This window comes from Streptomyces sp. NBC_00250, from assembly GCF_036192275.1.
Classification (GTDB): domain Bacteria; phylum Actinomycetota; class Actinomycetes; order Streptomycetales; family Streptomycetaceae; genus Streptomyces.
Genome location: NZ_CP108088.1, coordinates 676298 through 703264, shown reverse-complemented (window position 1 = coordinate 703264; position 26967 = coordinate 676298). Strand labels below are relative to the sequence as shown.

The 26967-nt window shown below is 72.5% G+C and carries 20 protein-coding genes; 8 read left to right on the top strand and 12 right to left on the bottom strand.

Annotation, left to right across the window (positions count from 1 at the left end):
* Nucleotides 1-101: 101 nt before the first annotated feature.
* The 3 genes from OG259_RS03060 (at nt 102) to OG259_RS03050 (ending at nt 4050) form a co-directional block, all read left to right on the top strand.
* A complete protein-coding gene (locus OG259_RS03060) occupies nt 102-1511 on the top strand; it encodes a family 2B encapsulin nanocompartment shell protein (protein ID WP_328940751.1) in 1410 nt (469 codons plus the stop codon).
* 287 nt (nt 1512-1798) lie between these two features.
* Complete coding sequence (locus tag OG259_RS03055) at nt 1799-3151, top strand: family 2 encapsulin nanocompartment cargo protein terpene cyclase (RefSeq protein WP_328940750.1); 1353 nt, start codon at nt 1799-1801, stop codon at nt 3149-3151.
* Nucleotides 3152-3165: 14 nt separating this feature from the next.
* Nucleotides 3166-4050, top strand: coding sequence for a geranyl diphosphate 2-C-methyltransferase (locus tag OG259_RS03050; RefSeq protein WP_328940749.1), 885 nt, complete (start codon nt 3166-3168; stop codon nt 4048-4050).
* A 73-nt stretch (nt 4051-4123) separates the two neighbouring features.
* Here OG259_RS03050 and OG259_RS03045 read toward each other — a convergent pair whose 3' ends face one another.
* A complete protein-coding gene (locus OG259_RS03045) occupies nt 4124-5029 on the bottom strand; it encodes an adenosine kinase (RefSeq protein ID WP_328940748.1) in 906 nt (301 codons plus the stop codon).
* Between the two features lie 271 nt (nt 5030-5300).
* On the opposite strand from OG259_RS03045, the gene OG259_RS03040 reads away from it, so the two are divergent.
* The gene (locus OG259_RS03040; RefSeq protein WP_328940747.1) at nt 5301-6443 is read left to right on the top strand and encodes a S1 family peptidase; all 1143 of its coding nucleotides are present in this window, start codon (nt 5301-5303) and stop codon (nt 6441-6443) included.
* Between the two features lie 121 nt (nt 6444-6564).
* Here OG259_RS03040 and OG259_RS03035 read toward each other — a convergent pair whose 3' ends face one another.
* Nucleotides 6565-7020, bottom strand: a complete 456-nt coding sequence (locus tag OG259_RS03035) for a cupin domain-containing protein (protein WP_328940746.1) — start codon at nt 7018-7020, stop codon at nt 6565-6567.
* Nucleotides 7021-7166: 146 nt separating this feature from the next.
* On the opposite strand from OG259_RS03035, the gene OG259_RS03030 reads away from it, so the two are divergent.
* From OG259_RS03030 to OG259_RS03020, 3 genes are all read left to right on the top strand, one after another.
* Entirely contained in the window at nt 7167-8045 is an 879-nt protein-coding gene (locus OG259_RS03030; protein WP_328940745.1) for a LysR family transcriptional regulator, read from the top strand.
* Nucleotides 8046-8158: 113 nt separating this feature from the next.
* Nucleotides 8159-9217 carry a chitinase gene (locus OG259_RS03025; RefSeq protein ID WP_328940744.1) on the top strand — a complete coding sequence of 353 codons (1059 nt, stop codon included), beginning with the start codon at nt 8159-8161 and terminating at the stop codon, nt 9215-9217.
* A gap of 482 nt (nt 9218-9699) precedes the next feature.
* Entirely contained in the window at nt 9700-10557 is an 858-nt protein-coding gene (locus OG259_RS03020) for a DUF1684 domain-containing protein (protein WP_328940743.1), read from the top strand.
* Here the strand turns inward: OG259_RS03020 and OG259_RS03015 are convergent.
* Nucleotides 10547-11854 carry an amidohydrolase gene (locus tag OG259_RS03015; protein ID WP_443051905.1) on the bottom strand — a complete coding sequence of 436 codons (1308 nt, stop codon included), beginning with the start codon at nt 11852-11854 and terminating at the stop codon, nt 10547-10549. The genes OG259_RS03020 and OG259_RS03015 overlap by 11 nt on opposite strands.
* A 153-nt stretch (nt 11855-12007) precedes the next feature.
* Here OG259_RS03015 and OG259_RS03010 point away from each other — a divergent pair, with 153 nt between their 5' ends.
* The gene (locus OG259_RS03010; RefSeq protein WP_030757923.1) at nt 12008-12178 is read left to right on the top strand and encodes a thiazolylpeptide-type bacteriocin; all 171 of its coding nucleotides are present in this window, start codon (nt 12008-12010) and stop codon (nt 12176-12178) included.
* 96 nt (nt 12179-12274) lie between these two features.
* On the opposite strand, the gene OG259_RS03005 is transcribed toward OG259_RS03010, so the two are convergent.
* From OG259_RS03005 to OG259_RS02965, 9 genes are all read right to left on the bottom strand, one after another.
* Nucleotides 12275-14263 (bottom strand): TOMM precursor leader peptide-binding protein, encoded by a 1989-nt coding sequence (locus OG259_RS03005; protein WP_443051904.1) that lies wholly within the window; start codon nt 14261-14263, stop codon nt 12275-12277.
* The gene (locus OG259_RS03000) at nt 14245-15000 is read right to left on the bottom strand and encodes an ABC transporter permease (RefSeq protein ID WP_328940742.1); all 756 of its coding nucleotides are present in this window, start codon (nt 14998-15000) and stop codon (nt 14245-14247) included. The genes OG259_RS03005 and OG259_RS03000 overlap by 19 nt, the downstream gene beginning before the upstream one ends.
* Nucleotides 15001-15002: 2 nt before the next feature.
* Entirely contained in the window at nt 15003-15992 is a 990-nt protein-coding gene (locus OG259_RS02995; RefSeq protein ID WP_328940741.1) for an ABC transporter ATP-binding protein, read from the bottom strand.
* Nucleotides 15993-16061: 69 nt separating this feature from the next.
* Entirely contained in the window at nt 16062-17165 is a 1104-nt protein-coding gene (locus tag OG259_RS02990) for a metalloprotease (protein ID WP_328940740.1), read from the bottom strand.
* Complete coding sequence (locus OG259_RS02985) at nt 17162-18268, bottom strand: lantibiotic dehydratase C-terminal domain-containing protein (RefSeq protein ID WP_328940739.1); 1107 nt, start codon at nt 18266-18268, stop codon at nt 17162-17164. Before OG259_RS02985 ends, OG259_RS02990 begins: the two co-directional genes overlap by 4 nt.
* The gene (locus OG259_RS02980; RefSeq protein ID WP_328940738.1) at nt 18256-21036 is read right to left on the bottom strand and encodes a lantibiotic dehydratase; all 2781 of its coding nucleotides are present in this window, start codon (nt 21034-21036) and stop codon (nt 18256-18258) included. The genes OG259_RS02985 and OG259_RS02980 overlap by 13 nt, the downstream gene beginning before the upstream one ends.
* 11 nt (nt 21037-21047) lie before the next feature.
* The gene (locus OG259_RS02975; protein ID WP_328940737.1) at nt 21048-22682 is read right to left on the bottom strand and encodes a nitroreductase family protein; all 1635 of its coding nucleotides are present in this window, start codon (nt 22680-22682) and stop codon (nt 21048-21050) included.
* A gap of 42 nt (nt 22683-22724) precedes the next feature.
* Entirely contained in the window at nt 22725-24722 is a 1998-nt protein-coding gene (locus OG259_RS02970; RefSeq protein WP_328940736.1) for a TOMM precursor leader peptide-binding protein, read from the bottom strand.
* Nucleotides 24719-26959: a TOMM precursor leader peptide-binding protein gene (locus OG259_RS02965; protein ID WP_328940735.1), complete on the bottom strand. Its 2241-nt coding sequence runs from the start codon at nt 26957-26959 to the stop codon at nt 24719-24721. Before OG259_RS02965 ends, OG259_RS02970 begins: the two co-directional genes overlap by 4 nt.
* Nucleotides 26960-26967: the final 8 nt, after the last annotated feature.

Below are 26967 nucleotides of genomic sequence, written 5' to 3'. Positions count from 1 at the left end.
CTCCTTTTTCCCCTTTCACTGCTTTCTTGCTTTTCTCCTCTTTCACTGACCAAGGCACCCGTGTGCCGGTCACCACCCCCCTGCGAAGGAGAGCCCGCCCCATGACCGTTGACACGAGCCCGGACGCACAGCTGGACGCGCCGAAGCAGTCCAGCCTCAGCACCGCGGCCGCCCGGAACCTCGCCACGACGACCAAGTCCGCCCCGCAGATGCAGGAGATCAGCTCCCGCTGGCTGCTGCGGATGCTCCCCTGGGTCGAGACCAAGGGCGGCGCCTACCGGGTCAACCGCCGACTGAGCTACACCGTCGGTGACGGCCGCATCGAGTTCGTCCAGGACGGTGCCCGCGTCCGGGTGATCCCCCGTGAGCTCGGCGAACTCGCGCTGCTGCGCGGCTTCGAGGACGAGGAGGTGCTGAACGCGCTGGCCGGCCGGTGCGTCCAGCGCGACTTCAGCGCCGGCGAGGTGCTGGTCGAGCGTGGCGCCCCCGCCGAGGAGATCCACCTCGTCGCCCACGGACGCATCAACCAGACCTCGCTCGGCAAGTACGGCGACGAGGTGGCCGTGGCGGTACTCGCCGACGGCGACCGCTTCGGTGAGAACGCCCTTCTGGACGCCGACGCGCGATGGGACTACACCGCCACCGCCGAGACCTCCGGCACGCTGCTCACCCTCTCCCGCGCCGAGTTCGCCGCCGTGCTGGCCTCCGCGCCGGGCCTCCAGGCCCACATCGAGGAGTTCAGCTCGCTCCCGCTCCAGCGGCAGAACCGGCACGGCGAGGCCGAGATCGCGATGTCGGCCGGCCACACCGGCGAGGTCGCGCTGCCGGGCGCCTTCGTCGACTACGAGCTCAAGCCCCGCGAGTACGAACTCTCCGTCGCGCAGACCGTTCTGCGGGTCCACACCAGGGTCGCCGACCTCTACAACGGGCCGATGAACCAGACGGAGGAGCAGCTCAGGCTCACCATCGAGGCGCTGCGCGAGCGCCAGGAGCACGAGCTGATCAACAACCGGGAGTTCGGCCTCCTCCACAACGCCGACTTCAAGCAGCGGATCCAGACCCACTCGGGCCCGCCCACCCCGGACGACCTCGACGAGCTCCTCTGCCGCCGTCGCGGCACCAAGCTCTTCCTCGCCCACCCCCGGACGATCGCCGCGATCGGGCGCGAGTGGAACGCCCGCGGACTCAACCCGGGCACCGTCGACCTCGACGGTCAGCAGGTCCTCAGCTGGCGGGGAGTCCCGTTGCTGCCCTGCAACAAGATCCCCATCACCAAGGAGAACACCAGCTCGATCCTCGCCATGCGCCTCGGCGAGGACAACCAGGGCGTCATCGGCCTCCGCCAGACCGGTCTTCCGGAGGAGTACGAGCCCGGCCTCTCGGTGCGCTTCATGGGCATCAGCGAGCAGGCGATCATGTCGTACCTCGTCACCACGTACTACTCGGCCGCCATCCTCGTGCCCAATGCGCTGGGCGTGCTCGAGAACGTGGAGATCGCCCGCAGGCACTAGGCGCTAGGGGGCGTCCTGCCGATCGGTCCGGGCTCGCAGCGTTGTCGTCGGTCACCACCTCCCCCAGAGCCCTTCGGGCACGGGAGGCGCCTTCACCGCGTCGACCCCTCCTGCGCCTGGCGCTCGCACGCACCGGCCGCCGCTCCCTGCTCCGTCCTGATCGACAAGCACCTCCCAGGGCCTGTCCCACGGCCGCCGTGACGGCGGCCACGACAGCCCGGACCTCCCGGGCCGGCCGAGCGGGCCCGGGACCCCGGACAGCCCACCCCCTCACCAAGGAGTCACGGATGCCCGAACCCGGGCTTTCCCCTCTGCAGTCGAGCCTGCCCACCGCCGCCGCCCACTTCGGGATCCATGTCCTCGGACGGGCGGCCGCTCCCACCGAGACGGCCGGGGCAGCCGCTCTCACGGCCGCGGCCGCCGTCGCGACCGGTGGCGGCACCGCACCCCTGGTCGCTTCCGCACCCGCGGCCGCCACCGCGTCCGTGGTCGCTCCCGCCGTGGCGGCCGCTCCGGCGTCGCCGGTCGGCGCCGTGACCGCGCCGCCGGTTCCCGCACCGGGATTCGTCCTGCCGGGACCCAGCGGCCTCGGCACGGCCGGACTGTCCCTGGCCCGGCACGAGGCGGCCCCCGAACTGCCGGAGCCTCCGCCGCCGTTGGAGGGCCGGCCGATCCCCGGCCTGTACCACCACCCGATCCCCGAACCCGACCCGGTACGGGTGGACGAGGTCAGCCGCAGGATCAAGTCCTGGGCGCTCGACGAGGTGCAGCTGTACCCGGAGGACTGGGAGGGCGAGTTCGACGGGTTCTCCGTCGGGCGCTACATGGTCGCCTGCCACCCGGACGCCCCGACCGTCGAGCACCTGATGCTCGCCACGCGGCTGATGGTCGCCGAGAACGCCGTCGACGACTGCTACTGCGAGGACCACGGCGGTTCGCCCGTCGGCCTCGGCGGACGGCTGCTCCTCGCGCACACCGCCCTCGACCCCCTGCACACGACGAAGGAGTACCAGCCGCTCTGGGCGGAGTCGCTCCACGCGGACGCCCCGCGGCGCGCCTACCGCTCCGCCATGGAGTACTTCGTCAACCAGTCGACCCCCTCCCAGGCCGACCGGTTCCGGCACGACATGGCCCGACTGCACCTCGGGTACCTCGCCGAGGCCGCCTGGGCCGAGACGGACCACGTGCCGGAGGTGTGGGAGTACCTGGCGATGCGGCAGTTCAACAACTTCCGCCCCTGCCCCACCATCACCGACACCGTCGGCGGCTACGAACTCCCGGCGGACCTGCATGCCCAGCCGGCCATGCAGCGCGTCCTCGCGCTCGCCGGGAACGCGACCACCATCGTGAACGACCTGTACTCGTACATGAAGGAACTCGCCAGCCCCGGCAAGCACCTGAACCTGCCCGTGGTGATCGCCGAGCGTGAGGGCGTCTCCGACCGGGAGGGCTATCTGAAGGCCGTCGAGGTCCACAACGACCTCATGCACGCCTTCGAGGCCGAGGCCGCCGCCCTCGCCGCCGCCTGTCCCGCCCCGACCGTGCTGCGCTTCCTGCGGGGCGTGGCCGTGTGGGTGGACGGCAACCACTACTGGCACCAGACCAACACCTATCGCTACAGCCTGCCCGATTTCTGGTAAGAAATGGATTATCTGTGACCAGCACCGAGTACACCACCGTCAACGGCGCCGCCACCTTCGTTCCCTCCCCGGCGACGCCCTATCAGGGTGACATCGCCCGTTACTGGAACAACGAGGCCAGGCCCGTGAACCTGCGCCTGGGTGACGTGGACGGGCTTTACCACCACCACTACGGCATCGGCGACATCGACCACGCCGCCCTCGGGGACACCGAGGACAGCGAGTACGAGAAGAAGCTGATCAGCGAGCTGCACCGGCTGGAGTCCGCGCAGGCCGTGGTCCTCCTGGACAACCTCGGCGTCATCGGGCGCGACGACACGCTCGTGGATGCCGGCTGCGGGCGCGGCGGTTCGAGCGTCATGGCCCACCAGCGCTTCGGCTGCAAGGTCGAGGGCGTCACCCTTTCCTCCACGCAGGCCGAGTTCGGCAACCAGCGCGCGAAGGAGCTCGGCATCGACGACCACGTCCATGCCCAGGTCTGCAACATGCTGGACACTCCATTCGAGAAGGGCAGCATCGCCGCCTCGTGGAACAACGAGTCGAGCATGTACGTCGACCTCGACGACCTCTTCGCCGAGCACTCCCGCTTCCTCAAGGTCGGCGGCCGCTACGTGACCATCACCGGCTGCTGGAACCCGCGCTACGGCCAGCCGTCGAAGTGGGTCTCCCAGATCAACGCGCACTTCGAGTGCAACATCCACTCCCGCCGCGAGTACCTGCGCGCGATGGCCGACAACCGTCTCGTTCCGCAGGCCGTGATCGACCTGACGCCGGACACCCTGCCCTACTGGGAGCTGCGCGCCACGTCGTCCCTGGTCACCGGCATCGAGGAGGCGTTCATCAACTCGTACAAGGACGGCTCTTTCCAGTACGTCCTGATCGCGGCCGACCGCGTCTGATCGGTCTGATCCGTCTGTGGCCGAAGGGCCGGGGCCGTCGTGTGGCGGACCCGGCCCTTCCGGGCGTTCGCGATCAGCGCGGCCCGCCGGCCTCCTTGAGGAGCCCGGCGCGGTCGATGGCGTCGCTCGCGGTGGCCGGCACGGTGCACGCGTAGGCGCCCGCCACCGCGCCGTAGAGAGCGCACCGGCCGAAGTCCTCGCCGGTCAGGCGGCCGAAGAGGAATCCGGAGGCGAAGGCGTCGCCCGCGCCGTTGGAATCGACCACCGGTTCGCGGGGCGAGACGGGCGGTACGTGCACGAGTCCGTCGGCGGTCAGCATGGAGGCCCCCTCGGCTCCGGCGGTGGCGATCACGACCTCCGCCCTGCCCCGCTCCAGGATCCGGCGCATGGTCCGTTCCTTGTCCGCCAGGGCCGTGGCCGAGACGAAGACGATGTCCGCGCCGTAGGCGAAGGGCTCGTGGTAGGGGTTCTCCCCGTCCCAGTTGTGCAGGTCCGTGGAGATGGTGACGCCCGCCTCGCGCAGCTGCGGAAGGGCGAAGGCGCACGGGTACGTGATCGAGACGTGGGCGTGACGGCTCGCCGACGCCAGGGAGCGGACCAGCTCCTCGGGCAGCCGGTCGGACTCCCGGGAGCGGCTGTCGTCGTAGAGCGAGAGCCGGCGGCCGTCGGGGCCGACGAGGTTGACGGCCCGCTTCGTCCCGCCGGGCAGGGGTACTTCGGTGAATCCGATGCCCCGGTCGCGGTGGAACGCGCGGACGAGGTCGCCGGAGGGGTCGTCGCCGATCATGTCGAGGTGGTGGGTCCGCAGACCGAGCGCGCTCAGGCCGAGCGCCACGAAATCGCCGGTCTGCCCGGCGCGGGTCTCGATGCCCGGCCGGATCATGTAGCTGTCGGCGTACGGCAGGGGGAGCTCGGGGACGTACACGATCGTGTCGACGCCGGCGCCTCCCAGGACGAGGACGTCGTACTGACTGCTCATCGATGTTCCTCTCGTGCGCGGGGACGGTTCAACTGCCGGTGATCGCTGGTGAGTCAAGCAGCCGATGAAGCCGGTCGGCAAGATCTTGCAGTCGTTTTCAGCAAGTGATTGCGAACGTTCGGCGGTTCCGGCGCGGACGTTCGGCGGCTCCGACCTCTGGCCGGAATTCGGTGCATGGTATGGACCTGACAAGTGAGGTCTCGCTACCGTGACTCCCGCGCTTGCTTGAGAGCGCTCTCAGTGCCTGCTCCCCCCACTACAGGAGGCTCCTGTGAAACGCACTTCCGCCCTGCGCGCCGCCGCCGCGGCCCTCTTGCTCACCGTCGGACTCGGCGCCGCGCAGGCCGCATCCGCGAGCGCCGTCCCCGCCGTTGCCGAACCCGCCGCCTCGACGGGCCTCCTCGACGCCATGCGTCAGGACCTCGGGCTCACCGCGCAGCAGGCCGAGGAGCGACTGACGGCCGAACGTGCCGCGGCCCGCGTGGAGTCCGAGGCGAGGAAGACCGCGGGGGGCTCCTACGGCGGTGCCTGGTTCGACGCCCGCACCGGGCGGCTCGTCGTCGCCCTCACCGACCGCGACGAGGAGGCGGAGGTCAGGGCGCTCGGCGCCGACACCCGGCTCGTCCGGCACAGTGCCGGCGCGCTCGACCGCGCCAAGGCCCGGCTCGATGCCCGTACCGCCCCCGCAGGTGTCGCCGGCTGGCACGTCGACCCCCGCGCCAACAGCGTCGTCGTCACCGTCGTCCACGCCGACCGGAACGCCCCCGCCGTACGTGCCTTCGTCGAGCGGGCTCGCGAGGCCGGTCCCGTCACCGTCGCCGAAACGGCGACCGCACCCCGTACGTACGCCGCCGGAACCGTCGGCGGCGATCCGTACTACACCGGCAACGTCCGCTGCTCCATAGGCTTCTCCGTCCACGGCGGCTTCGTCACGGCGGGGCATTGCGGCGGGGCCGGTGCCGCGGTCCGGGGCTGGGACGGATCCGCCATGGGGACCTTCCAGGGCTCCTCGTTCCCCGGGAACGACTACGCGTACGTGAGCATCCACAGCGGCTGGTGGACGGTGCCCGTCGTGCTCGGCTGGGGGACGGTGTCGGACCGGCTCGTCCGGGGCTCCGCCGAGGCGCCGGTGGGAGCCTCGATCTGCCGCTCGGGGTCCACGACCAAGTGGCACTGCGGCACCGTCCTGGCCAAGAACGAGACCGTGAACTACAGCCAGGGCGCCGTCCACCAGATGACGAAGACCAGCGTGTGCGCGGAGGGCGGTGACTCCGGTGGCGCGTTCATCAGCGGGGACCAGGCCCAGGGCGTCACGTCCGGCGGCTGGGGCAACTGCTCGTCCGGCGGCGAGACCTGGTTCCAGCCCGTGAACGAGATTCTCGCCCGCTATGGCCTGACGCTTCACACGGCCTGACGGCTTCGCACGGTCTGACGGCTTCGCACGGTCTGACGGATCCATGCGGTCCGACGGCTCCGTCCGGCTTGCCTCTGCACCTGGCCTGAGGTCGCGCGCGGCTTGAGGCGGCCGCGCGGTGTCACAGGAAGTGCACGTCGTAGTGGTCCTGCCGGGACAGGAGGTCGTCGAAGGTCTCCAGGCCTTGCTGGATGCGGCCCAGGGACCGGAAGTAGCCGAAGCGGGCGACGCCCGGCGTCAGGACCACGAGCAGTTCCGCGGTCGAGCCGGGAGCGGCACCGAAGGAATGCGGCACCCTGGGCGGTACGGAGACCAGCCCGCCGGCGGCCACGGTCGTCGTACGGCCGTCCAGGGTGAACCGCGCGGAGCCGTCGAGCACGTAGAACAGCTCGGTCGACAGGGCGTGGTAGTGCGGCCGGGCGCCGTCGGCGCCCTCGCCGAGGACGAGACGATTGGCGCCCAGCGCGCCCGCCGTGTCGCCCGCGTCGGCCAGGAGGTGGAACCCGCCGCCGTGCGGGAGTCGTATCTCCTCGGCCTCTCCGGGACGTACCACCAGCGCCGTTCTGATCTCGGACATCGTTCCTCGCTCCTTCGTCATGGATCTCCGGTGTCGGGTTCCATTCGAGACCGGGAAGACGTGTCGCACCACAGGCGGTTGTCGAGGACGGACATCACCGTTCGTGATGAATGGGCCGTACGAGGAACGAGAGGGGCGGAAGCCTCATGGAGCTGCGCCAGCTGCGGTACTTCGTGGCCGTGGCCGAGGAGGGCGGCTTCGGGAAGGCCGCCGAGAGCCTCGGCATCGTCCAGTCGGCGGTCAGTCAGCAGATCCGGCGGCTCGAACGCGAGTGGGGCGTGGTGCTCTTCGAGCGCACCACCCGGCGTGTCGGCCTCTCCGGCGCGGGTGAGCGGCTGTTGCCCGAGGCCCGTGCCGTACTCGCGGCCGCCGAGCAGACGTCGCGCGTGGCCGCCGACGTCACGGCCGGTGACGACGGGATCCTGCGCCTCGCCGCCGTCAACGGACCGGGCGACCGGATCGACCGAGTCCTGGGTGAACTCGCCACCGGCGCACCGCACCTGCAGGTACGTCTGCACAGGCTGCCGGTCGTCCGCCGACTGGCGGCGGTGCGTGCCGGAGAGCTGGACGCGGCCCTGGTCCGGGCGGTGCCGAGGGCGCCCGGTCTCGAACTGCTGCTGCTGTGGAACGATCCGCTGTACGTGGCTCTGCCGGAGAGCCACCCGCTCGCGGCCGAGCAGGCGCTCCGTCTGGAGCAACTGGCCTGCCTCCCGCTCCGGCTCGCGCCCGGGGGCAACCCTCCCTTCCACGAGCTGGTCACCGGCGCCCTGCACGCTGCCGCCGGGTCCGGACCGGTGCCGGGGCCGCCGTTCACCGATCTCAGGGCCACCCTCGCCGCGATCGGCACGGCGCGGGCGCCCTCGTGGACCCTCTTCTACGAGGTGCGCGGAGTGCCGTCGGTGCCCCGGGTGGCCGTCCGGCCGCTCACCGACCTCGCCGTGAGCACGTCGCTCGCCGTACGGCCGGGTCCGCCGGGCCCGGTGCTGCGACATCTGCTGCGGGCCCTGCATGCCGTGGAGCGGTAGGGGAGCAACACCGGTGTACGCAAGGGTGGTTGACGAATGGTCTGGACCAACCTACGGTCTGCTGGAGCGCGCGCCATGCCCAGGACCATCCCCCCACGTCCCCAGGAGCACGCATGCCAGGCTCTCGTATCGCCCGCGTCCTCGGAGCGGGTCTCGCCGCCCTGCTCGCGGCCGCCGCCCTCACCGCCACCGCCACCCCGTCCGCCGCCGCCGCGGACACCTGTGCCCTCAAGCCCAAGCCCGCCGGAAAGGTGCTCCAGGGGTACTGGGAGAACTGGGACGGCGCGGCCAACGGCGTTCACCCGCCCTTCGGTTGGGCGCCCATCGACGACCCCCGCTTCGCGGCCCACGGCTACAACGTCATCAACGCCGCGTTCCCCGTGATCCGTTCGGACGGGACGGTGCTGTGGGAGGACGGCATGGACAACACCGTCCGCGTCTCCACCCCGGCGCAGATGTGCAACGCCAAGGCGGCCGGAGCGACGCTCCTCATGTCGATCGGCGGCGCCGCCGCGGGAATCGACCTCAACTCCCGTGCCGTCGCGGACCGGTTCATCGCGACCGTCGTGCCCATCCTGAAGACGTACAACTTCGACGGGATCGACATCGACATCGAGACCGGTCTTGTCGGCAGCGGCAGCATCGGCACCCTGTCCGCGTCGCAGGCCAACCTGGTGTACATCATCGACGGCGTCCTCGCCCGGATGCCCGCCGGGTTCGGACTGACGATGGCACCGGAGACCGCCTACGTCACCGGTGGCAGCGTCGCCTACGGCTCGATCTGGGGCGCGTACCTGCCGATCGTCAAGAAGTACGCCGACAACGGACGCCTGTGGTGGCTCAACATGCAGTACTACAACGGCAGCATGTACGGATGCTCGGGCGACTCCTACTCCGCGGGCACCGTCGCCGGGTTCGTCGCGCAGACCGACTGTCTGAACCGGGGCCTCGTGATCCAGGGCACCACCATCCGGGTGCCCTACGACAAGCAGGTCCCCGGCCTGCCCGCCCAGCCGGGCGCGGGCGGCGGTCACATGGCGCCGTCGCTCGTGGCCCAGGCATGGAACCACTACGGCGGGGCGCTCAAGGGCCTGATGACCTGGTCGGCGAACTGGGACGGGTCGAAGGGCTGGACCTTCGGCGACAACGTCAAGGCGCTCCAAGGGCGCTAGGTCGTGTCAGGAGAGTCCCGCCCGGCCCGGCGGATCCTTTCCGGGGAGGCCGCGGCGCCACGGCGTCGCGGTCACCGACCCCGCCGCCTTCGAGGCGGAGAGCATCTGCGTCATCCTCACACCCGTACACCCGTACACCCGTACACCCGTACACCCGTGCACCTGTAGCTCCGCAGCTCCACCGCGCCGTCCAATTCGGTGAACCTTTCACCAGGGCCGGGAAGTTGTGCTTTGCTGGCCGTATGACCCTGCTCGTGATGCGCCGACACGTGGACTACGTGCGCGTCACGACCACGGCCTGTTCCGGCTGACCCGAGGCCCTCGTCCCGGCAGCCGGCCGTCGTCCGTGCGACCGCCGCGTCCCCGTCACCCCCTGAGCGTCACCCACCGGCCGCCCTTCCGGGCCCCGTCGGCACGGGCGGGCGCGAGTGGCCTCCGGTGCACGCCCCGCATGCGATGCGCAGACGACATCAGGAGGACTCATGACCACGCGTAACGCCCCCGTTCCCACAGCCGAGGCCGACACCGACAGCGGTGTGCAGGCCTTCGTCGCCGAGTGGGAGGAGTGGCACCGCGACAAGGACGCCCGGCTCGCCGCCGAGCACGGGTTCCTCGCCATCACCGGACTCCACTGGCTCACCGACGAGCCGCAGCGCGTCCCCGACGCCCCCGGAGTCTGGTCGACCGGACCCGACGGCGTCACCGTCGAGCTCGACGAGGGGGCGGAACTCGTCGTCGACGGCACCGTCGTCCGGGGACGGCACGTCTTCGGCGTCATCCCCGAGCGCGGCGGCGTCGACGCGGTCTGGGGCGACATCGTCATCGAGGTCGCCAAGCGCGGCGGCCACGACGTGGTCCGGCCGAGGCACCCCGGCCACCCGCTGCGGGTGGCCTTCGCCGGAACTCCCGCGTACACGCCCGATCCGCGATGGGTCGTCACCGGCCGGTACGTCCCCTTCCCCGAGCCGCAGCCGACCACCGTCGGCGCCTCCGTCGAGGGGCTGCGGCACGTCTACGACGCGCCGGGCCGGATCGACTTCCGGCTCGACGGCCGGGAGCTGAGCCTGACCGCGTTCAACGGACACACGCCCGGCACCTTCACGGTGCTGTTCACCGACGCGACCTCGGGCGTCACCACGTACGCGGCCAACCGCAACCTGCGGATCGAGGCACCCGGACCCGACGGCGAGGTGGTCGTCGACTTCAACCGGGCCACCAACCTGCCCTGCGCGTACACCGACTTCGCGACCTGCCCGCTGCCGCCCGCCGAGAACCGCCTTCCCCTCGCCGTCGAGGCCGGGGAGAAGATCCCCCACGAGCGCGGCCCGATCAATCCCTGAGAGCTCCGTCGGGTGTCCGCTGCCCTGCCAGCCGGTTCAGCGCCGCCGCTGTCAGGGCGGTGATGGCCGGCGGCAGGGCCGTACGCACGTCCGGTGCGAAGAGCGGGGAGTGGTTGGGCGGGAGCCGGCCGGCCGAGGCCGCCCACTGGCGGGGGCTCGCGGTGCCGAGCATCCAGTAGACGAGGGGAACGTCCTTCTCTCCGTGGAGGGCGACGCCCGCGCCCCCGTACAGCGGGAAGTCCTCCGAAGCCAGGGACGGCGGCCAGTCGGCCACCCGGGCGGGGCCGTAGAGGGCGGTGTGGGCGGCCCGGACCGCCCGGGTCGCGGCCGGATCGCCGAACAGGGCAGGAGCACGGGAGACGGTCGAGACGTCGGGTTCGCGGGGACAGGCGGAGGCGGCGCACTCGGCCCGGACGATGCGCTCCACCGCCGCGAGCGCGCGGTCGAGAGAGGCGTCCGTGAGGGCCCGCAGTCCGATGCCCAGCTCCGCCGTGTCCGGCACCACGTTCACCGCCGTGCCCGCCCGCAGCGTGCCGACGGTGAGCGTGAGCTGGTCCGACGGAGCGCTCTCGCGGGAGACGATCGTCTGCAGCCGGGTGATCACGGCCGCCGCCGTGACGACGGGGTCCACGGTGAGGTGGGGGGTTCCGGCGTGACCGCCGCGCCCGTGCAGGACGACGTCGAGGGCGGTGCTCGCCGCGGTCATCGGGATGTGAGGCGTGCCGTGCGCGACCATGCCCGCCGGCAGCGGCGCCGCGTGCTGGGCGAGCACGACGTCCGGTCGGCCGAACCGCTCGTACAGGCCGTCCTCCAGCATCGCGCGCGCACCCGTCAGGGTCTCCTCGGCCGGCTGGCCGAGGACGACGAGGGTGCCCCGCCAGTGAGCCGCGGCGCGGGCCAGCACGTCGGCCGTACCGGCCGCGGCGGCGAGGTGGAGATCGTGGCCGCAGGCGTGCATGGCGCCGTTCCCGCTCGCGTACGGCAGCCCGGTCCGCTCCTCCAGGGGCAGGGCGTCCAGTTCGGCCCGCAGGTACACCCGGGGGCCCTCGCCGTTGCGCAGGACGCCGACCACGCCGTGGCCCCCGATGCCCCGGGTGACATCAAGGCCCAGGGCGGCGAGTCGGTCGGCGAAGAGCCCGGCCGTGCGGCGCTCCTCGCCGGAAGGCTCCGGGGTCCGGTGGACGTCCAGGTAGAGGGTGAGGGCGGGACGCAGTGCCTCCCCGGCCGAGGCGAGGACGGGGTGGAGGGGATCGGGTCGGCTCGCCGCGGCGGGGCCGAGGGATTCGGACTGGTTCACAGGGCTCCAGAGGGGAGGAGGCGCGCCGCTGGCGTCGCGTGCCAGCGATGTGCGTGCGGGAGACATGCCGAACGGTGAGCGGGCGGCGGTGGAATGGGAGACGTACACACCCCCGGGCGGTCCCGTTCGGGACCGTGGTCACGAGGAGGCGCCATGAACAAGGACCTGAGCACGCTCGCCGACGAGATCCTGGAGCTCGAGGCCGAGACGTTCGAGATCTCGGACTACTCGGACGCCAGCGAGGTCGTCCTTGCCGGTTCCACCAGCACCAGCTCGACCTCGACCTGCAGCTCCACCACCAGCACCACCTCCTGCTCGGCCTGATCGACGTCCCACCGGCCGGATCGCGGCCGGAGGCGCGCCCGGTGTCCGCTCCTCGGACACCGGGCGCCTTCCGTTCCGCCGCTTCACGGCCTTCGGCTACGGGAACGGGTGCGGGACCATGCGGATCTCGGCGTCGGTCAGATCCGTCGCCCGGTGGCCGCCCCGGCGCAGGGCCGTCCGCAGCCGGGGCAGCAGCGGTGCCCGCTGCCGGTTCCAGCCGAAGTCGATCGGCAGCAGACCCGGTACGAGGGTGCTCACCGTGCACAGCCCCATCCGCTCCTGCTCGGGGGTGGTCTGGTCGACGACGATCACGTCGTGGCCGGCCCCCGCGAGCATGTCGGTCACGGCCCGGACGTCGTCCCGGAGATCGTCCGTCCGGGGCCGCCCGGTCGACTCCCAGTCCCGGTAGACCTCGGCGAAGGGACGTACCGCCAGGGGCTCCAGATAGCCCCGGGCGTGCACCGCCATCCGCGGCAGCCCGTACAGCTGGGCGTGGTCCTTCAGATGGCGGACGAGGCCGAACTCCTCCGCCATGGCCTCCAGTTCGGCCTTCCGCTCCTCGGTCTGGCGGGAGAGGTGCGGGATGTAGGTGAGCACCTCGGACAGCGCGCCCTCCACGGCGGACCGGGGGTCGAGCGAGGCCGCCGCCGCGAACGAGAGGGTGCCCGGGCCTCCGTCCCGGCGTACGGCCACCGCGGTGACCACGGGCACGGGCAGGTCGATGCGGTTGTCCAGGACGTGGACGTCGTACCCCTGGAGCGCGGCGCGTTCCGCCATGACGGCGGCCGTCCGCCCGCCGACGGTGGCCAGGTCGATCTCGGTGAGCCGGGCGTCCCCGTACCAGGCGTTCAGGAACGCGTCGCGCTCAACGAGTTCGAGCAGCCCGCCCAGAACGGCCTCTTCGAGGCAGCCGCCGATGGCGCAGCCGTTCGAGCACTCGAAGACGAAGTTGTCGGCCGCGAGACCGGCGCTGTAGTACACGAGCCGGGAGGGGACCAGGACGGGGCGCTCGTCGCGGAGCGACCAGCCCCACTCCCAGGGAATCGCACGGTCCGGGTCGAACGGGTCGACCAGCGGGTCGTCGCGGTATGTGCGTGGATCGTAGAAACCGCACGAGGCAGGATCGACGGCGTGCTCCCGGAACTCGTTCCAGGAGCCGGTCACGGGGGTGCGCCGGCTGCGCCGATGGGTTCCGGCGTACCGTTCCAGGCCCTCCAGGAACGCCAGCGTGCGGCTGGTGGAGAAGGTGTTCTCCTGGCCGCTCCAGGTGACGTCGTTGAGACCGGCGTAACCGCGGACGAAGACGCTCCCGGCGACCGGCGCCGTCGTCGGCGAGGTGACGCTGATCCAGGTGCCGCCGCCGAGCGCACCGCAGACCGGATTGGCGAGGGCCTCCCGCGGGAGGGCGTACGAGGACGCCGGACGCAGCCGGTACGTACCCGGGTCGGGTTTGGGCCGCTCGGTGAGTTCCATCGAGCGGGGCTCGGCCGGGACGGCGTCCGGGGCGCAGTCGGGGCAGAGCGGATCGGCGAGCAGGGGGTACGTGCGGACCGCGAGCGTCGTCAGGTCGAGCCGGGACACCTGGGGCAGCGCCCGATCGGCGGGGTCCGACGCAGCGGACTCGGCGCCCGGGCCGTCGAGCACCGCCTGGTGGAGAGCCGCGACCGCGTCGTACACATGGTCGGTGAGCAGGGGCCAGACCCCCGCCGGGCGGGGCCCTTCCGGACCGCCGGTCTCCAGCGCGTCGCGCTCGCTGCGGCTGCGTAACCGCTGCCAGCGCAGGGCCAGACAGCGTCCGCAGGCGGGCGCGGACCCGTCGCCGCCCCAGGGACCCACGAGGACCGCGGAGGCCGTGAGGTGGACGCGGGCGTCGGCACGCTCGGCCGCCCACGGATCCGGGGCTCCCCGGCCGCCGAGCGGGGCGGCGGCGTCCGTGACGCCGACCGCGACGACGGGGACGTCCCGGCCGAGGCGCCGGGCGAGCGCGGCCCGGAGCCCTGCCCGTGCCTCGTCCAGCGGCAGCGGCAGGGGCGGCGCGGTCCCGCCGAGGGTGTTCCCGGCCGCGCTCACGACGACCTGGTCCAACGGAAGGTCTTCACCGCGACCGCGCCGAAGACCAGGGCGAACACGAGGAGTCCGACGCATCCCACCCACACGTCGGAGGAGTCGCCGCGGCCGGCGAGCGCGTGGGACACGGCGTCGTTGAGATAACGCAGCGGCATGGCCAGGGAGACCTTCTGCAGCCAGGACGGCATCGAGTCGAGCGGGAAGAAGGACCCGGACAGGAACGCCATGGGCAGCATCAGGAAGTTGGCGACGGCCGCGACCGACTCAGGGGTGTTGGCGAACGACCCGATGATCACCCCGAGCAGGAGGAAGGTGGTGATGCCCAGAAGGAGAACCGGGATCAACAGCGGCCAGCCCGAGGCCGGTTCGAGGCCGAACACCGGCAGCATCGCGACCCCGACGAAGAGCAGCGACTGCACGGCGCCGACGACCAGGGCGATCGCGTAGCGGGAGCCGATGACGGCGGAGAGCGGGGCCGGGGACATCCGGATCAGCCGCAGGATGTCGTCGGTGCGCCACTGCATGAGGGTGAACGCGATGCCGAACACGGCCGCGTTCGCCACACCCCAGGACAGGACGCCGGAAGCGGTGTACGAGAGGTAGGACAGGCCGCTCTCCTCCACGGCCTGTCCGCGGAAGATCAGCCCGAAGACGACGAGGAAGAGGAGGGGGAAGGCGAACGTGAAGAACAGGGTGGTCTTGTCACGGACCTGGGCCCGGTAGCCCGCCCCGGTCAGTGCGGCGTAGGCGCTCATGGTCAGGACTCCGTGGTCTCGGCGTGCGGGTGGGCGGACCTGCCGGCACCGGCGAAGCGGGCGGTCAGGTCGAGGTAGACGTCCTCAAGGCTGGCGGAGCGGGTCTGGACGCCGTCGAGACCCACGAGCTTGTCCACGGCGGAGAGGACGCGGCCGGACGCGTGGGTCTCCAGGACGAGCGAGCCGCCCTCGACACTGACCCGTTCGACGCCCTCGATCGCCGCGGCCCGTCCCTCGTCGAGGCGGCCCAGCGGAAGCAGCAGACGGCTCGGCGCCCGCGACGCGCCGACCAGGTTGTGCGGCGAGTCGATGACGGCGATCCGGCCGTCCACCAGGATGGCGATCCGGTCGCAGAGCGCTTCCGCCTCGTCGAGGTGGTGGGTGGTGTGCACGATGGTGCGCCCCTCCGCCTTCAGGCCGCGCAGCACCTCCCACAGCGCACGGCGCGCCTGCGGGTCGAGGGCGGCGGTCGGCTCGTCGAGGAAGATCAGCTCGGGGCCGTGGACGAGCGCGGAGGCGATCGCGAGCCGCTGCCGCTGGCCACCGGAGAGGTTCTCGACCTGGACGCCCCGCTGCTCGGTGAGGCCCACGGACTCCAGGGTGGCGTCGACGGCGCTCCGGGGGGCTCCGTAGAGCGCGGCGACGGTCCGCAGATGCTCGCCCGCGGTCTGCCGCACGAAGAACGCCGAACTCTGGGTCTGCACACCGAGGCGGGGAAGCAGCGCGGTGTTGCGGGGCCAGGGCGACTCCCCGAAGACGGCGACCGTGCCGGCGTCGGCCCGGCGCAGTCCCTCCATGATCTCGATCAGGGTGGACTTGCCCGCACCGTTGGGGCCGAGGAGACCGAAGAACTCGCCCCGGTGGATCTCCAGGGAGACGGCGTCCACCGCCTGTCGGTCCCCGTACCGCTTGGAGACTCCCTGGACCTGGACGGCGGGGGTCGGCGAACCGCCCGCGGCGGATGTGGTTGACATGGCCTGTACCTCACTCATGTGGTGCGTGGATCCTTGTGGTCGGAGGAGTCGTCGGGGCGGGGTGCGGGGTGCCGGCGGTCGGCCCGCTCAGCCGAGCAGGTGGAGCAGGAACGTGACGGTGGCCGCCGCGGCGAGGAGGACCAGGACGGTCGAGCCGATCGCGTACGCCGTGTAGATCCGCCGGGCCCGTGGCGAATAGCCGGCCAGGGCCTCGGCCCCACCGGTGCTCCGGCGCAGCGCCAGATACTTCCGGGTCTCGGGGGCGAGGTGGGCCGTTCCGAGGGCGTGTCCGAGCATCCGGTACCCGTCGAGCGGCGGCAGCGGTACGAGATTGCTCAGCGCCTGGATCGTGCCGAGCACCAGCAGACCGGCGAGCGGGGAGCGTTCCGGCGCGGCGGCGGGGAGCAGGAACCACCAGAGGCCGAAAGGCAGGAGGAGCACCATGTTGAGGTACGCGCCGGCCCCGGCGATGACCAGCTTGGCCCTCCGGCCCGACAGGAACAGGTAGTTGTCGACCGTGCAGTAGAGGAGCGCGGCGGGGAAGCGCCAGCGAAGGCCGATCTCGGCGACGTGCCCCCCGTAGTGCTGGGCGGCGACGCCGTGGGCCAGCTCGTGGAGGGTGATGCTCGCCCAGAGGAACAGGGCGACGCCCGCCAGGGCGAACGGTTGCCGGACCAGCTCGGCCGTGCCGTCGATCAGCGCGCCCGAACGCCAGGCGAGCATGCCGATGAGGACGAAGGCGGCGGCGAGGAGGGGGAGTTGGAGGATCGGGTGGAGGAGGGGGCGGACGACGTGGTGGAGTCTCGCGGTGGTCGCGTCGGCATCCGCGACCATGGGCCGGGTGCCGCGCCAGAGGGAGTTGGGCTGCCGCGGGGCGGGATCCGGGGCGGCCGGATCGGGGGCGCCGACGAGGAGGCCCCGGGCGCCGAGGAGGCCGAGGAGCCGGTTCCAGTGCTCCTCGCCGAGCCGACGGCCGAACCGTTCCGCGTACGCGGGCGCCAGGTCGTCGAGGTTCCGTGTTCCGTCGAGGCGCGAGATGAGGAAGTGCTCCTTGGCCCCGATCTCGAACGAGGCCCCGGTGGAAGGGTGTTTGACGAGGTGCACGGTCCGGGGACCGCGCAGGAGGGGCGGGCTGAGGAGCACGCCCGGCCGGAGGGCGGGGCGATAGGCCCGCGCGGAGGTGGCCGTCACGCGTTCGTCGCCCGGACGTGCGGGTCCCTGAGGACCTGGCCGAGGACGAAGGACAGATAGGCCTCGTCGCGGATGGTCACATGCAGCCGGTTGTTGGTCATGTGCATGTACGGGGACAGCAGCCGGGGGAGTACCGCGGGCACATGGGTGAGGGGGGCCATCGGGACCGTGTCCGCCGGTTCCTCGCGCAGCTGCCCGGTGTCTTCGCGGGCGGGACCGTCCCGGAGCGGGAAGACGAGCTCACCGCCGGTGGCCGACTTCTCTATTCGGCCCCGCAGTTCCAGGCAGTGCTCCGCCCATCCCCGCAGGAACGAGGGAAGCCGTTCCAGCTCCCCGCTCGCCACCGCGGCCCGGACCGCGGCGAACCGGCGGCCGAGGGTGGGCGCCATCTCCGTGTAGGTGCGCTCGTACTCCTTCGAGCCGATGAACCCGGTCCCGGGGAACGCGCGGTGCCAGAACTCGTAGTAGCCGTCCAGGTAGTCGGCGAGCCGGTCCTCCTCCGGCAGGAAGCAGCTCGCCATCACCATCATCAGCTGGGCGGAGGTGCCGAGCAGCACGGTGCGGAGGTGGAGGTTCATGGTGCGGAAGGCGTCGACGACGAGCTCGCTGGAGTGGCGGAAGTGCCACTCGGCGAGCTCGACCCCGGCCGGGCCGCCGTACTTGGCGTATTCGGGGGCGTACGGCTCCTCGCTGAAGCTGTTGTTCGGCCGCAGCCTCATCCGGCCGTCTTCGCCCATGTACCGCCCCCGGTCCTCTCCCGGGAACTCTATGTCGAACAGGGCGTTGTAGAAGTCCTTGAGGAAGCCGGAGTCGACCTCGTACAGCGCGGGGCGGCTCTTGAGGAAGTCGGTGAGTGCCTCCTCGGCCCGGCGTCTCACCTCGGGAGCCGCCGCCGGGCTCGTGGGGCGCAGCCGCAGCCGCACGTGGGGACCCTCCAGCCAGTAGTTGATGAAGAAGTGACCCGCGAGCAGCCCCTCGTCCGTGAGCCGGGTGACGAGCGGCCGGACGCAGTCCACCAGCATCGGGCGGGGGCTGGCGGCGTAGAAGACGTGCAGGGCGATCCACGAAGGGGGGGCGGGGCTGGGGGAGTTCAGTTCCGGCATGTCGGGCCGTCCTCGGTGCGGTGGCGGGAAGTGAAGGTCTCCACGGCCAGTTCGGCCACGTGCCGGCCTTCGGCGGACGTCAGATGCAGGGCGTTCTCGGCGGGGAGCATCTCGCGCAGCGCCACCCCTGAGCCCGGCTCGCGGTCCACCAGGGCCTCGAAAGCGGTCAGTGACAGCGGGCTGGCGAAGTCCACGTGGACGGGCTTGGCGCCCAGGGCCCGGCGGCCGTCGCGCAGCACCGTGGCGAAGACCTGGTCGGGCAGGCCGTGGGTGCGCTGCCAGCGCCGCCACTCCAGGTACCACGACGACTCGTCGGAACCCGGGCGGCGGACCGGCAGCACGGCGGCGTCCGCGGTCCAGCTGCGGCGGCTCAGCACGATGTCGCCGTGCGTCACCCGCGGTCTACGGGTGACGCCGTCGACAGCAGGGCCCGCCGGAACGCCACCCCACACGTCGGTGGGTGTCATGGAGCTCGGTGACAGGAGCAGCAGGGTGCGTGGTATCTCCGGCAGGGCCACCGGCACGAGGTACCCGAGATAGACGGGCACGACTTCACGGTCGAGGCGGCGCGAACGCAGGACGAGCCGGTCGGTCTCCTCGTCGTGCTCCAGGGAGAGGTCGTCCAGGTGCAGCCTCGCGTCCTCCGGAACCGTGGACGTCTCGCCGGGGCAGACGATCTGATAGTCCGTTATTCTTCCGTGCAGGTTGAGGTTGCTGGTGACGGGTCCACCGGTCAGCTCGGCGAACACCGCCCCCCGCGGTCGGCGGGCGCGCAGCTCGGCACGCAGGCGATCCGACAGGCCGGTCCCCTCGGGGGCCCCGTCGGACGTCGTCACCCCGTCGTACACATGGGTGAAGCGGCTGAACGGGAATGCGACTCCGCCGTACGAACGGTTGAGGACCACGCGGGGTCGCGCGTCGCTGCCGGGGGCGGGGAGCGCCACCTGGACGTGATGGCTCAGCGGTACGAAGTCACCGACGAGCGGGTCCAGTTCACCCGACACCGCGGCGAGGAGGTCGGCGGGCAACCGCAGCTCGTCCTCTCCTTCGTGGCGCTCCCACAGCGCCCGCATTCCGGCGACGAAGTGGCGACGGGCTCCGTCCAGGCCGCGCAGCGCGGGCTGACCGAGCCAGTTCTCCTCGGGGACGTACTCCCCGCTCTCGTCGAACGGTGTGCGCTTCGCGGCGAAGGAGACGTACTGGTCGAAGAAGTCCTCGTGGAAGTCGTGCACCAGGCCGAGCAGGTCGTCGCACCGGCCGCCGCGTCCGAAACGGGCCAGGAAGAAGCCGTGCAGGGTGATGCGGTGGGGCAGTGTGAGGTCGAACATCGGCAGGACGCCCTCGACCGCACGCAGGGCCTGTCCTGTGGCGCCCGCCCAGAGTTCCTCTCCGCAGGCCAGATCGTCACCCGCGCTGACGTCCTCGTACAGGAGCGTCCGAGGAAGCGTCGGCTCTTCAGCGCCCAAGTCCCTCTGTATGTCCAAGAGTTGCTCACGCAAGGTCCGCAGCAGGGTGCGTCGTCCGGCGAGACCGGACGTGGGATACGCGGCCAGGCAGGCGGCCGGGCCGTCCAGGGCGTCGGCCACGGAGTCGGCCCACGGGGCCGCGAGCTCGCGCAGGGCCCGCTGGAAGGACCGCAACGGGTCCGGGCAGTGCACATCGGTGCGTAGACACGGCACTTGGACCATGCCGAGCTGGAGCAGCGCGGCGGCGTACCGCTCGCACTCGGCGGGGTCGGCGCCGTGCTCGGCCCCGAGCCACTCGACCAGATCGCGGTGGCGCAGTCCCGTGCGGCCGTCGAGGAACGCGAGCAGCCGTTCCAGAGTGCCGCTGCCACGAAGGTAGAACAGCCGGTCGCGGACGGAGTCGAAGGTGACGGAAGCGTCGTCGTCACCGCTCGTCACCCACTGCCGCACGTAGCGGATCCGGTCCTCGTCGCGCCCCCAGCCCGGGGACAGCGCGACGGGGAGGTCCTGGCGGCGCACGGGGTCGCCGAGGATCAGCTCGGCCAGCCGCCCGAGGGCGACGACGTTGAGGCGTACGTGCCCCGTCCACTCCTCCCCGATGCGCAGGTCGGCGCCCTCGACCGCCTCGGCGTCGAAGACGCCGGTCGCGACCGGGGTGAAGGTGCTGAACGGGCTGGTCTTGTACGTCGTGCGGTACAGATACGTGAGCGCCGACCGTTCGATCTTGCGCATCCGCCTGCCCGCGTCGGGTCGGGTGTCACCCAGGTAGGCGTCGAGCCGGCCGTCGAGCACCGGCGAGGCCAGGAGCAGTCCCCTGCGGAGCGGCTCCCGGGCCAGTGCGGCACGCAACTCGCCGCGTGCGGCGTCGAGTTCCTCATCGATCAGGGCCGGGCCCTTGGCGAGGAGTTCACCGAACGCGACACGGTCGTTCAGCCAGGCGGAGACGCGCGCGCCGACCGACTCGTCGAGTCCGGTCACCAGGCGGACGGCCGCCCCCGGGTCGACGGGCAGCCGGTTGTTGAAGATCTGGCGACGCAGCGCGAGCAGGCCGCGGCGGGCGTCGGCGCCGACCGCGTCGGCGGCCTCGACCAGAGCGTGCAGCGCCTCGCTCAGGGCAGGACCGCCGACGCCGAGGCGTTCCTCGCGAGCCAGGACCTCGTCGGCCCAGGCACGGGTACGCGGGCAGCGCAGCCCGTGCACGGCTTCCACGGGCAGACCGGCGGCCCGGAGCAGGAAACGTCGGCCCACCTCCCAGGTGGCCGGTCTCGGGCATGCCGTGTCGGTGGTGGGCAACAGGGTCATCGTGAGCCCCCTCAGGCGATCTCGTGGCGGAAGTCGGCGGGGCCGGGTCGCTCGTTGCCGAGCGGCATGATCAGCAGGGGTGCCTCGGCGGTGCCTTCCAGGCCGAGCCGTTCGACGAACGACACGTTGTCGAAGCCCAGCGCCACTCCCGCACCGAGCGAGAGGGCGGACGCGGCCAGATAGAACGTCTGCGCCACGGCCCCCGCCGTGCCGACGGCCAGCCGGTAGCCCCGGTCCCCGACCGCGTCCAGGACGGCCGTGGTCCGGACCGTCGGCACGATGACCACACCGGCCTGCTCCAGGTTGTAGTTGGCCAGGAAGTAGTTCTCCTGGAGGAACGCCCCCTGCGGGCCGGGGACGACGAGTGCGAGATCGCCCGCGTCGGAGTCGTAGACGTACGCGCCGGGGGCGATGCCCGCGACGTGGTTGACGAAGGCGTACAGGCGGACCTGCCGGAGCGTGCCGTCCGGATCCGTCTCCCCGCCGAAGGAGGCCGCCGCGCAGGCCGCGAGCACGGAGGACAGCTGACCGGGTGTGACGGGGCCGGTCGCGTCGAAGCGGCCGAAGCTGCTGCGCCGGGTGCGCAGGACCTGACGCACCGGCACTTCGGGGAAGGAGGGGGCGGGCAGGGTGACCCGGGTGCCGCCCTCGGGGACGGGCCGGGCCGCCGCCGCGGTGAGGGCCCCGGGCGCGGGTCGGCCGTCCGCGTCGGCCACGGTCGCCGCGTGCATCGCGAGCACCGTGGGGAACTCGACGACGGTACGGGAACGCTCGACGTCCCGGTGTCGCACCGCCGGGTCGGGGCCGTCCGGGCCGGCCGTGCGCGGTGCGGAGCGGGCGCCCTCCCAGCGCAGGGGCACGACGGCGAAGACGCCCTCCTCCTCGCCGTCCGTGCCGAGCAGGCCGTTCAGCCGCGGCTCGTCGAACCACAGGACGGGTGCCGTGCGCAGCCCGTGGGCGGCGGCCCAGATCCGCCACGTCTGCGCGAGCGTCCCGACATCGGTGCAGACCACGTGATAGCCGAAGCTGTTGTACTTGAAGGTCGTCTGCCAGTACTTGACGCCGAGGATCAGGTACTGGTCGGTCTCCAGCGCCTCGGCGGGCGCGTCCGGTCCCAGCGCCTCGCGGACCCGGGCCGTCACGTCCCCCGTCAACAGCCGCTGCACGGCGTGCCGATGGACGTCGTAGTAGTGGATCCCGGGCGTGAGCGGGCCCGACGGACCCGAGGCCCAGTACACCCCGACCGGGTACAGGCCGCCGCCGCCCGCCGTGCCGCGCGACCAGTTGGCGTGGGTGTAGAACGGCAGCCCGGACAGGTCGCTGTTGGCCTGGATGCCCAGACGGCGGCCGGTCAGTCCGTACGAGTCCTTGAGCATCGAGGACAGGAGCGGCAGCGTGAAGCCGCGGTGCCCTCCGGGAGCACCGTCCCCGCCGGGACTGCCGTCCTCGGGGGCCGGAGGGAGGAGACCGAGCCTCGCGGGCGCGTCGGCCAGGTCGTCCCCGTCGGGCAGGGCGTAGGACTCCACGCCGGGGTAGAACTTCCCCCTGCGCGGGCCGTCGGGCCAGTCGGGGACGAAGTCGGCGGGTTCCATCGGAACCCGGCCGCGGTGCAGGACGGCATCGGCGTACTCATGGGCGTACCCCATGGGGTCGGCCTCCTTTCGGACGGCGTGCGGGACGGGCGGCCGCTACGGGAAGGGGTGGGGTGCGGGGTGGAGACCGGCGGCCCCCAGGGCCGCACGCATCCGGGGCATGTGACGGGCCCGCTGCCGGGACCAGCCGAAGTCGATGGGCAGCAGACCGGGCACCAGGACCTTCACGGTGTGCAGGCCGAGCGCACGCTGCTCGGGCAGCGTCTGGTCGACCACCACCACGTCGAAGCCGCGGGCCGTCACCGCGCCCACCACGCGCAGCAGGTCCTCGCGCAGGTCCGTGGCCACGGTGGCGCCGTCGGCGTCCGGCCACGCGAGGTCGGCGACGACCAGGGACGGTCGGGGATCCGGCTGCCGCAGCAGGAAGTCGGCGTGGCGGCCCATCTCCGGGACGCCGTAGACCAGGGGATGGTCGTGGAGCGTGGTGACCCGGTCGAAGTCGGCGGCCATCGCCCGCAGCCGTTCCTCGTCGCGCCGGGTCCGCCCGACGAGGTTGACGGAGTCGGTGGCGATCTCGCAGAGCGCCGAGTCCAGCGCCGACTCGGGGTCCAGTCCCGCCCCCGCACCGAAGCACATGCGGCCCGTGCCGCCGTCGAAGCGCTCGGCACACGCGGTGACCACCGGGATCGGGAGGTCGGCGCGGGTGTCGAAGAAGCGTGCCCGGTAGCCGTACATGGCAAGCCTGTCGACCATGTGCCGGGTGCTCGGCCGGGTGCTGGTCGACGGGTCGATCTCACGCAGGGGGACCTGCCCGTACCAGGCCCGCAGGAAGGCGTCCCGCTCGACGACCTCCATCAGCCCGAAGTAGACGGCCTCCTCCGTACTGCCCCCGGACGCGCACCCGTTGGAGCTCTCCTGCACGAACCGGTTCTCCAGGCCCGGCGCGTGGTAGTAGGCGAGGACCTCCGGCACCGCGCGCGGCTCTTCGTCGCGCAGCGACCAGCCCCACACCCAGGGGATCGCCCGGTCCGGGGTGAAAGGCCTGACGCGAGGGTTGTCGCGGTGGAAGGCGTCCGCGTACAGACCGGTCTCGCGCGGGTCCACGGCCGTCGGGCCGAGGTCGTCGAGGGAGGCCGTGAGACGGGCGGTACGCGTCCGGGCGCGCATCCCCGCGTAGCGCTCAAGGCCTTCGAGCACGCCGATGAACTGGCTGCGCTCATAGGTGTCGGCGTGGCCGCCCCAGAACGTCTCGCGCAGGTACTCCCCGGAGCGGGACGAGAAGCAGCCGACGGTGGCCGACGTGGTGGTGGACGCGACATCGCAGACGACCGACGGGCCGATCGCCCCCCAGTGGGGGTTGGCGAAGGCGTCCAGGGGCAGCCGGTAGTCCTCGATCCGGCGGACCCGGAAGACACCGGGCCGGTACTTGGGCGCCGCCCGCAGCGTCAGCGTGGCGGCCTCGGCCGTGTCCGCCTCGGGCGTCCCGCAGGACGGGCATTCCGGGTCGGGTACGAGCGGATGGCTCCGTACGGTCATGGCGTCGAGGTCGAGCAGATGGACCCGCGGGTACGGGCCGGCGACCGGCCCCGCGTCCGCGAGCCCCGCCACGAGCGCGGCCACGGCGGTGGCGGCGAAGGGGACGGCGTACGGCCAGTCGCCCGCCGACCGGGTCTCGGACCCGAGCTCAAGTCCCTCGCGCAGGGGCACGGACCGCACGCCCTGCCAACGGCGCCGGAGGCAGGTCGCGCACCCGGCGCCTCCGGGTTCCGCGGGCCACGGACCGACGATGACCTGACGTCCGTAGAGATGCACGGGGAGCCGGCCGCGCACCGCGGCGGCGGACACGTCGCCCGACTCCTGACCGTCGGACGAGCCCGCGTCGGCGTACGCGTCCCGGACGCCGAGCGGGGAGACGGTCACGGCCGGGACCGGTCCGCCCGAGGAGTCCCCGATCTCGTCGAGTGCCGCGCGCAGGGCGACGGCGAACCGGAACGAGGACCCGGCGCGCGCGGACGCCTCGGGGGCAGCCGCGGAGGCGGCTCCCGCCGAGGCCGCCGCCACGGCTCTCGGCCGGGTCGCGTTCTCGGCTCTCATCGAGTGCCGCCCCGGGTGAGCAGGACACGCACGGTGTGGATGCCCCCGGCCGGCAGGTCCGTGGCGTGCGTCGGCGCGACCAGGGCGTCGCGGCCGGCGGCGGCGAGGCGGTCCAGGACCCGGGCCCACTCCATGGGCTCGCCCGGTAGCCCGGCGGGCTCGACCCCGGTGACCGGCACAAGGGTCGCGTCCAGGTCCCGAAGGAGGGGGTCTCCGTCGTCGGTGACCACGTCCTCCCCGGCCAGTTGGGCCGCCCCGAGGAGGTCCCGTACGGCGTCGACGGCGGCCGAGGTCAGGTCCAGGCCGGCGCCGACAGCCCAACGGCCGGCACCCGTGCCCCCGGCCGTCCTCGCCAGGACGACCGACGCCCCCGAGTACGCCCGCTCGCCGAGGTCGAGCAGTTCGACCGTGAGGCCGAGGAGGGCGGCCGACCGGAGCAGGAACCTCGTCTCGGGGTCCTCGCCGAAGACCTCGGGCGCGAGCAGCGCGACCTCGCCGGAGCCGGCGACGGCACGGCGCAGGGCGTCGTGGGCGAGCGCCGACAGCAGACCGGTGGCCGCCGCCTCCGGCAGGTCCGAGCCCGCCCCGGACCCGGCCCGGGTCGGCTCGAAGCGACGGTGGGCGTTGTCCCGCCCGAAGGGACGTACCGCGCCGCTGGGCACCCGTACGGTCTCCTTGGTGATCAGAGAGGTGGCCGGCGTCCAGGCGGTCGTACCGTCGGAGCCGCCGGTTCCCGACGCGATCGTGAGCGTGTCCGGGGCCACCGCCGTCAGTTCGTCGAGCGGACCGGCGGAGGCGGCGGCGGGGAGCACGTGTTCGGCGTAGACCGCGGCCGCAGCGTTCAGCGCCCGCAGCCGAGCTCCGGCGGTGTGGTGCACGTCGAAGGCGGTGATCGTACGGGTGCCCCGCGCACCCAGGCCGAGGACGACCGAGCCCACCTTGAGGGGCGTCTGCGTCAGCGGCTCGTCGGCGTAGGACGTGAAGACCCCGGTGAACGGGCGGACGAGCGCCGAACGTCGTTCGAGCTCGGCCAGCGGCCCCTGGGCGGCGTCGTCGTCGGGGGCGGTGGCGACGGTGGGCAGGAACGCGGGTCGTGCCGGGGCCGACGCCAGGTCGACCGGTTCGGGCAGCCCCACCGGGGACGAGCAGAACGGACAGCTCGGGTGGGCGAGCAGCGGCTCCGAAGCGACGTCGAGGCTCGCCATGGACTGGACGAGCACCCGGTCCCGGGTCTCGGCCGGCAGCGCCCCGGTGACCAGGCGGAACACCTCGTACCCGAGCAGGTTTCCGAGCATCGCCGCGAGCGGTCCGGTCGGCTGGACCCCGGGCGTACCGGTGCCGAGGGCGAGACCGCTCCACAGCTCGGCGGCGTCCGAGGCGGCGGCACCACCGGCCGCCCCGAGCCGCAGGGCGGCGCAGGACCAGCAGGACGCCGCCTCGGCGGTCATGGCCGGGCCGACGACGGCCGAGCCGCCGAACGTCCAGGCGGGCAGGAGCGTACGGCCCTGCGGCATGCCCTCCCGCAGCAGCGGCAGCAGGACGGCCGGAACGCCGGGCCCGGCGGCGGCCACCACCACGTCGTACCCCTCGTACGCGGACCAGCCCTCCCGCGGTCGGCCCGCCACCGGCTCGGGCAGCAGCGGCAGTTCGACGGGGCAGCCCTCCTCGGCGAGCGCGGCGACCTCCCCGCGGACGGCCGCGAACTCCTCCGGAGTCACCCCGGCGGTGCCCTCGGCGAGGGAGCGGTCGACACCGATGGCGGCGCAGCCGTTCCGGACGAGGGAGAGCACGCACCAGCGGGCCACCGGCCCGTCGCCGATGACCGCGACCCGGGTCGCCCGGAAGCGGGCGAACCGGGCGTCGGCGGCATCGGCGTAGTGGTCGATGTAGGCGATCTGCGGGGCGAAGCGGGCGGCGACGGGCGGAGCGGGCACGGGCGCCGCCTCCTCCGGCGCCGGAACGGGACGGGCGAAGCCGCGCCCGTAGAGCGCCTGCACCAGCTCGCCCACCATGGCCTTCTGGGTGTCGCCGAAGCCCGCGCAGATCTCCTCGACCGCTCTGCTGCCGTCCAGGTACGGCATGAGCAGCGTGGCGAACCGGTAGCCGGACTTGGCGGTGAGCTGGAAACCGCCGTCGGCGTTGTGGAAGATCACGCCGTTCGGGGTCTGGGTGAACAGGACATCTCGACGGACTCGGGGCCGGGTTCCGGCGATCTCCGCGTACGACGTAAGGGTCATGCGTGCGT

Coding starts and splice junctions, on each gene's coding strand:
- OG259_RS03030 (WP_328940745.1), top strand. CDS start 7,167: ATGGAGCTGCGCCAGCTGCGGTACTTCGTGGCCGTGGCCGAGGAGGGC.
- OG259_RS03000 (WP_328940742.1), bottom strand. CDS start 15,000: ATGAGCGCCTACGCCGCACTGACCGGGGCGGGCTACCGGGCCCAGGTC.
- OG259_RS03045 (WP_328940748.1), bottom strand. CDS start 5,029: ATGAGCAGTCAGTACGACGTCCTCGTCCTGGGAGGCGCCGGCGTCGAC.
- OG259_RS03010 (WP_030757923.1), top strand. CDS start 12,008: ATGAACAAGGACCTGAGCACGCTCGCCGACGAGATCCTGGAGCTCGAG.
- OG259_RS02995 (WP_328940741.1), bottom strand. CDS start 15,992: ATGAGTGAGGTACAGGCCATGTCAACCACATCCGCCGCGGGCGGTTCG.
- OG259_RS02970 (WP_328940736.1), bottom strand. CDS start 24,722: ATGAGAGCCGAGAACGCGACCCGGCCGAGAGCCGTGGCGGCGGCCTCG.
- OG259_RS02980 (WP_328940738.1), bottom strand. CDS start 21,036: ATGACCCTGTTGCCCACCACCGACACGGCATGCCCGAGACCGGCCACC.
- OG259_RS03060 (WP_328940751.1), top strand. CDS start 102: ATGACCGTTGACACGAGCCCGGACGCACAGCTGGACGCGCCGAAGCAG.
- OG259_RS02985 (WP_328940739.1), bottom strand. CDS start 18,268: ATGCCGGAACTGAACTCCCCCAGCCCCGCCCCCCCTTCGTGGATCGCC.
- OG259_RS03055 (WP_328940750.1), top strand. CDS start 1,799: ATGCCCGAACCCGGGCTTTCCCCTCTGCAGTCGAGCCTGCCCACCGCC.
- OG259_RS03035 (WP_328940746.1), bottom strand. CDS start 7,020: ATGTCCGAGATCAGAACGGCGCTGGTGGTACGTCCCGGAGAGGCCGAG.
- OG259_RS03020 (WP_328940743.1), top strand. CDS start 9,700: ATGACCACGCGTAACGCCCCCGTTCCCACAGCCGAGGCCGACACCGAC.
- OG259_RS02965 (WP_328940735.1), bottom strand. CDS start 26,959: ATGACCCTTACGTCGTACGCGGAGATCGCCGGAACCCGGCCCCGAGTC.
- OG259_RS02975 (WP_328940737.1), bottom strand. CDS start 22,682: ATGGGGTACGCCCATGAGTACGCCGATGCCGTCCTGCACCGCGGCCGG.
- OG259_RS03025 (WP_328940744.1), top strand. CDS start 8,159: ATGCCAGGCTCTCGTATCGCCCGCGTCCTCGGAGCGGGTCTCGCCGCC.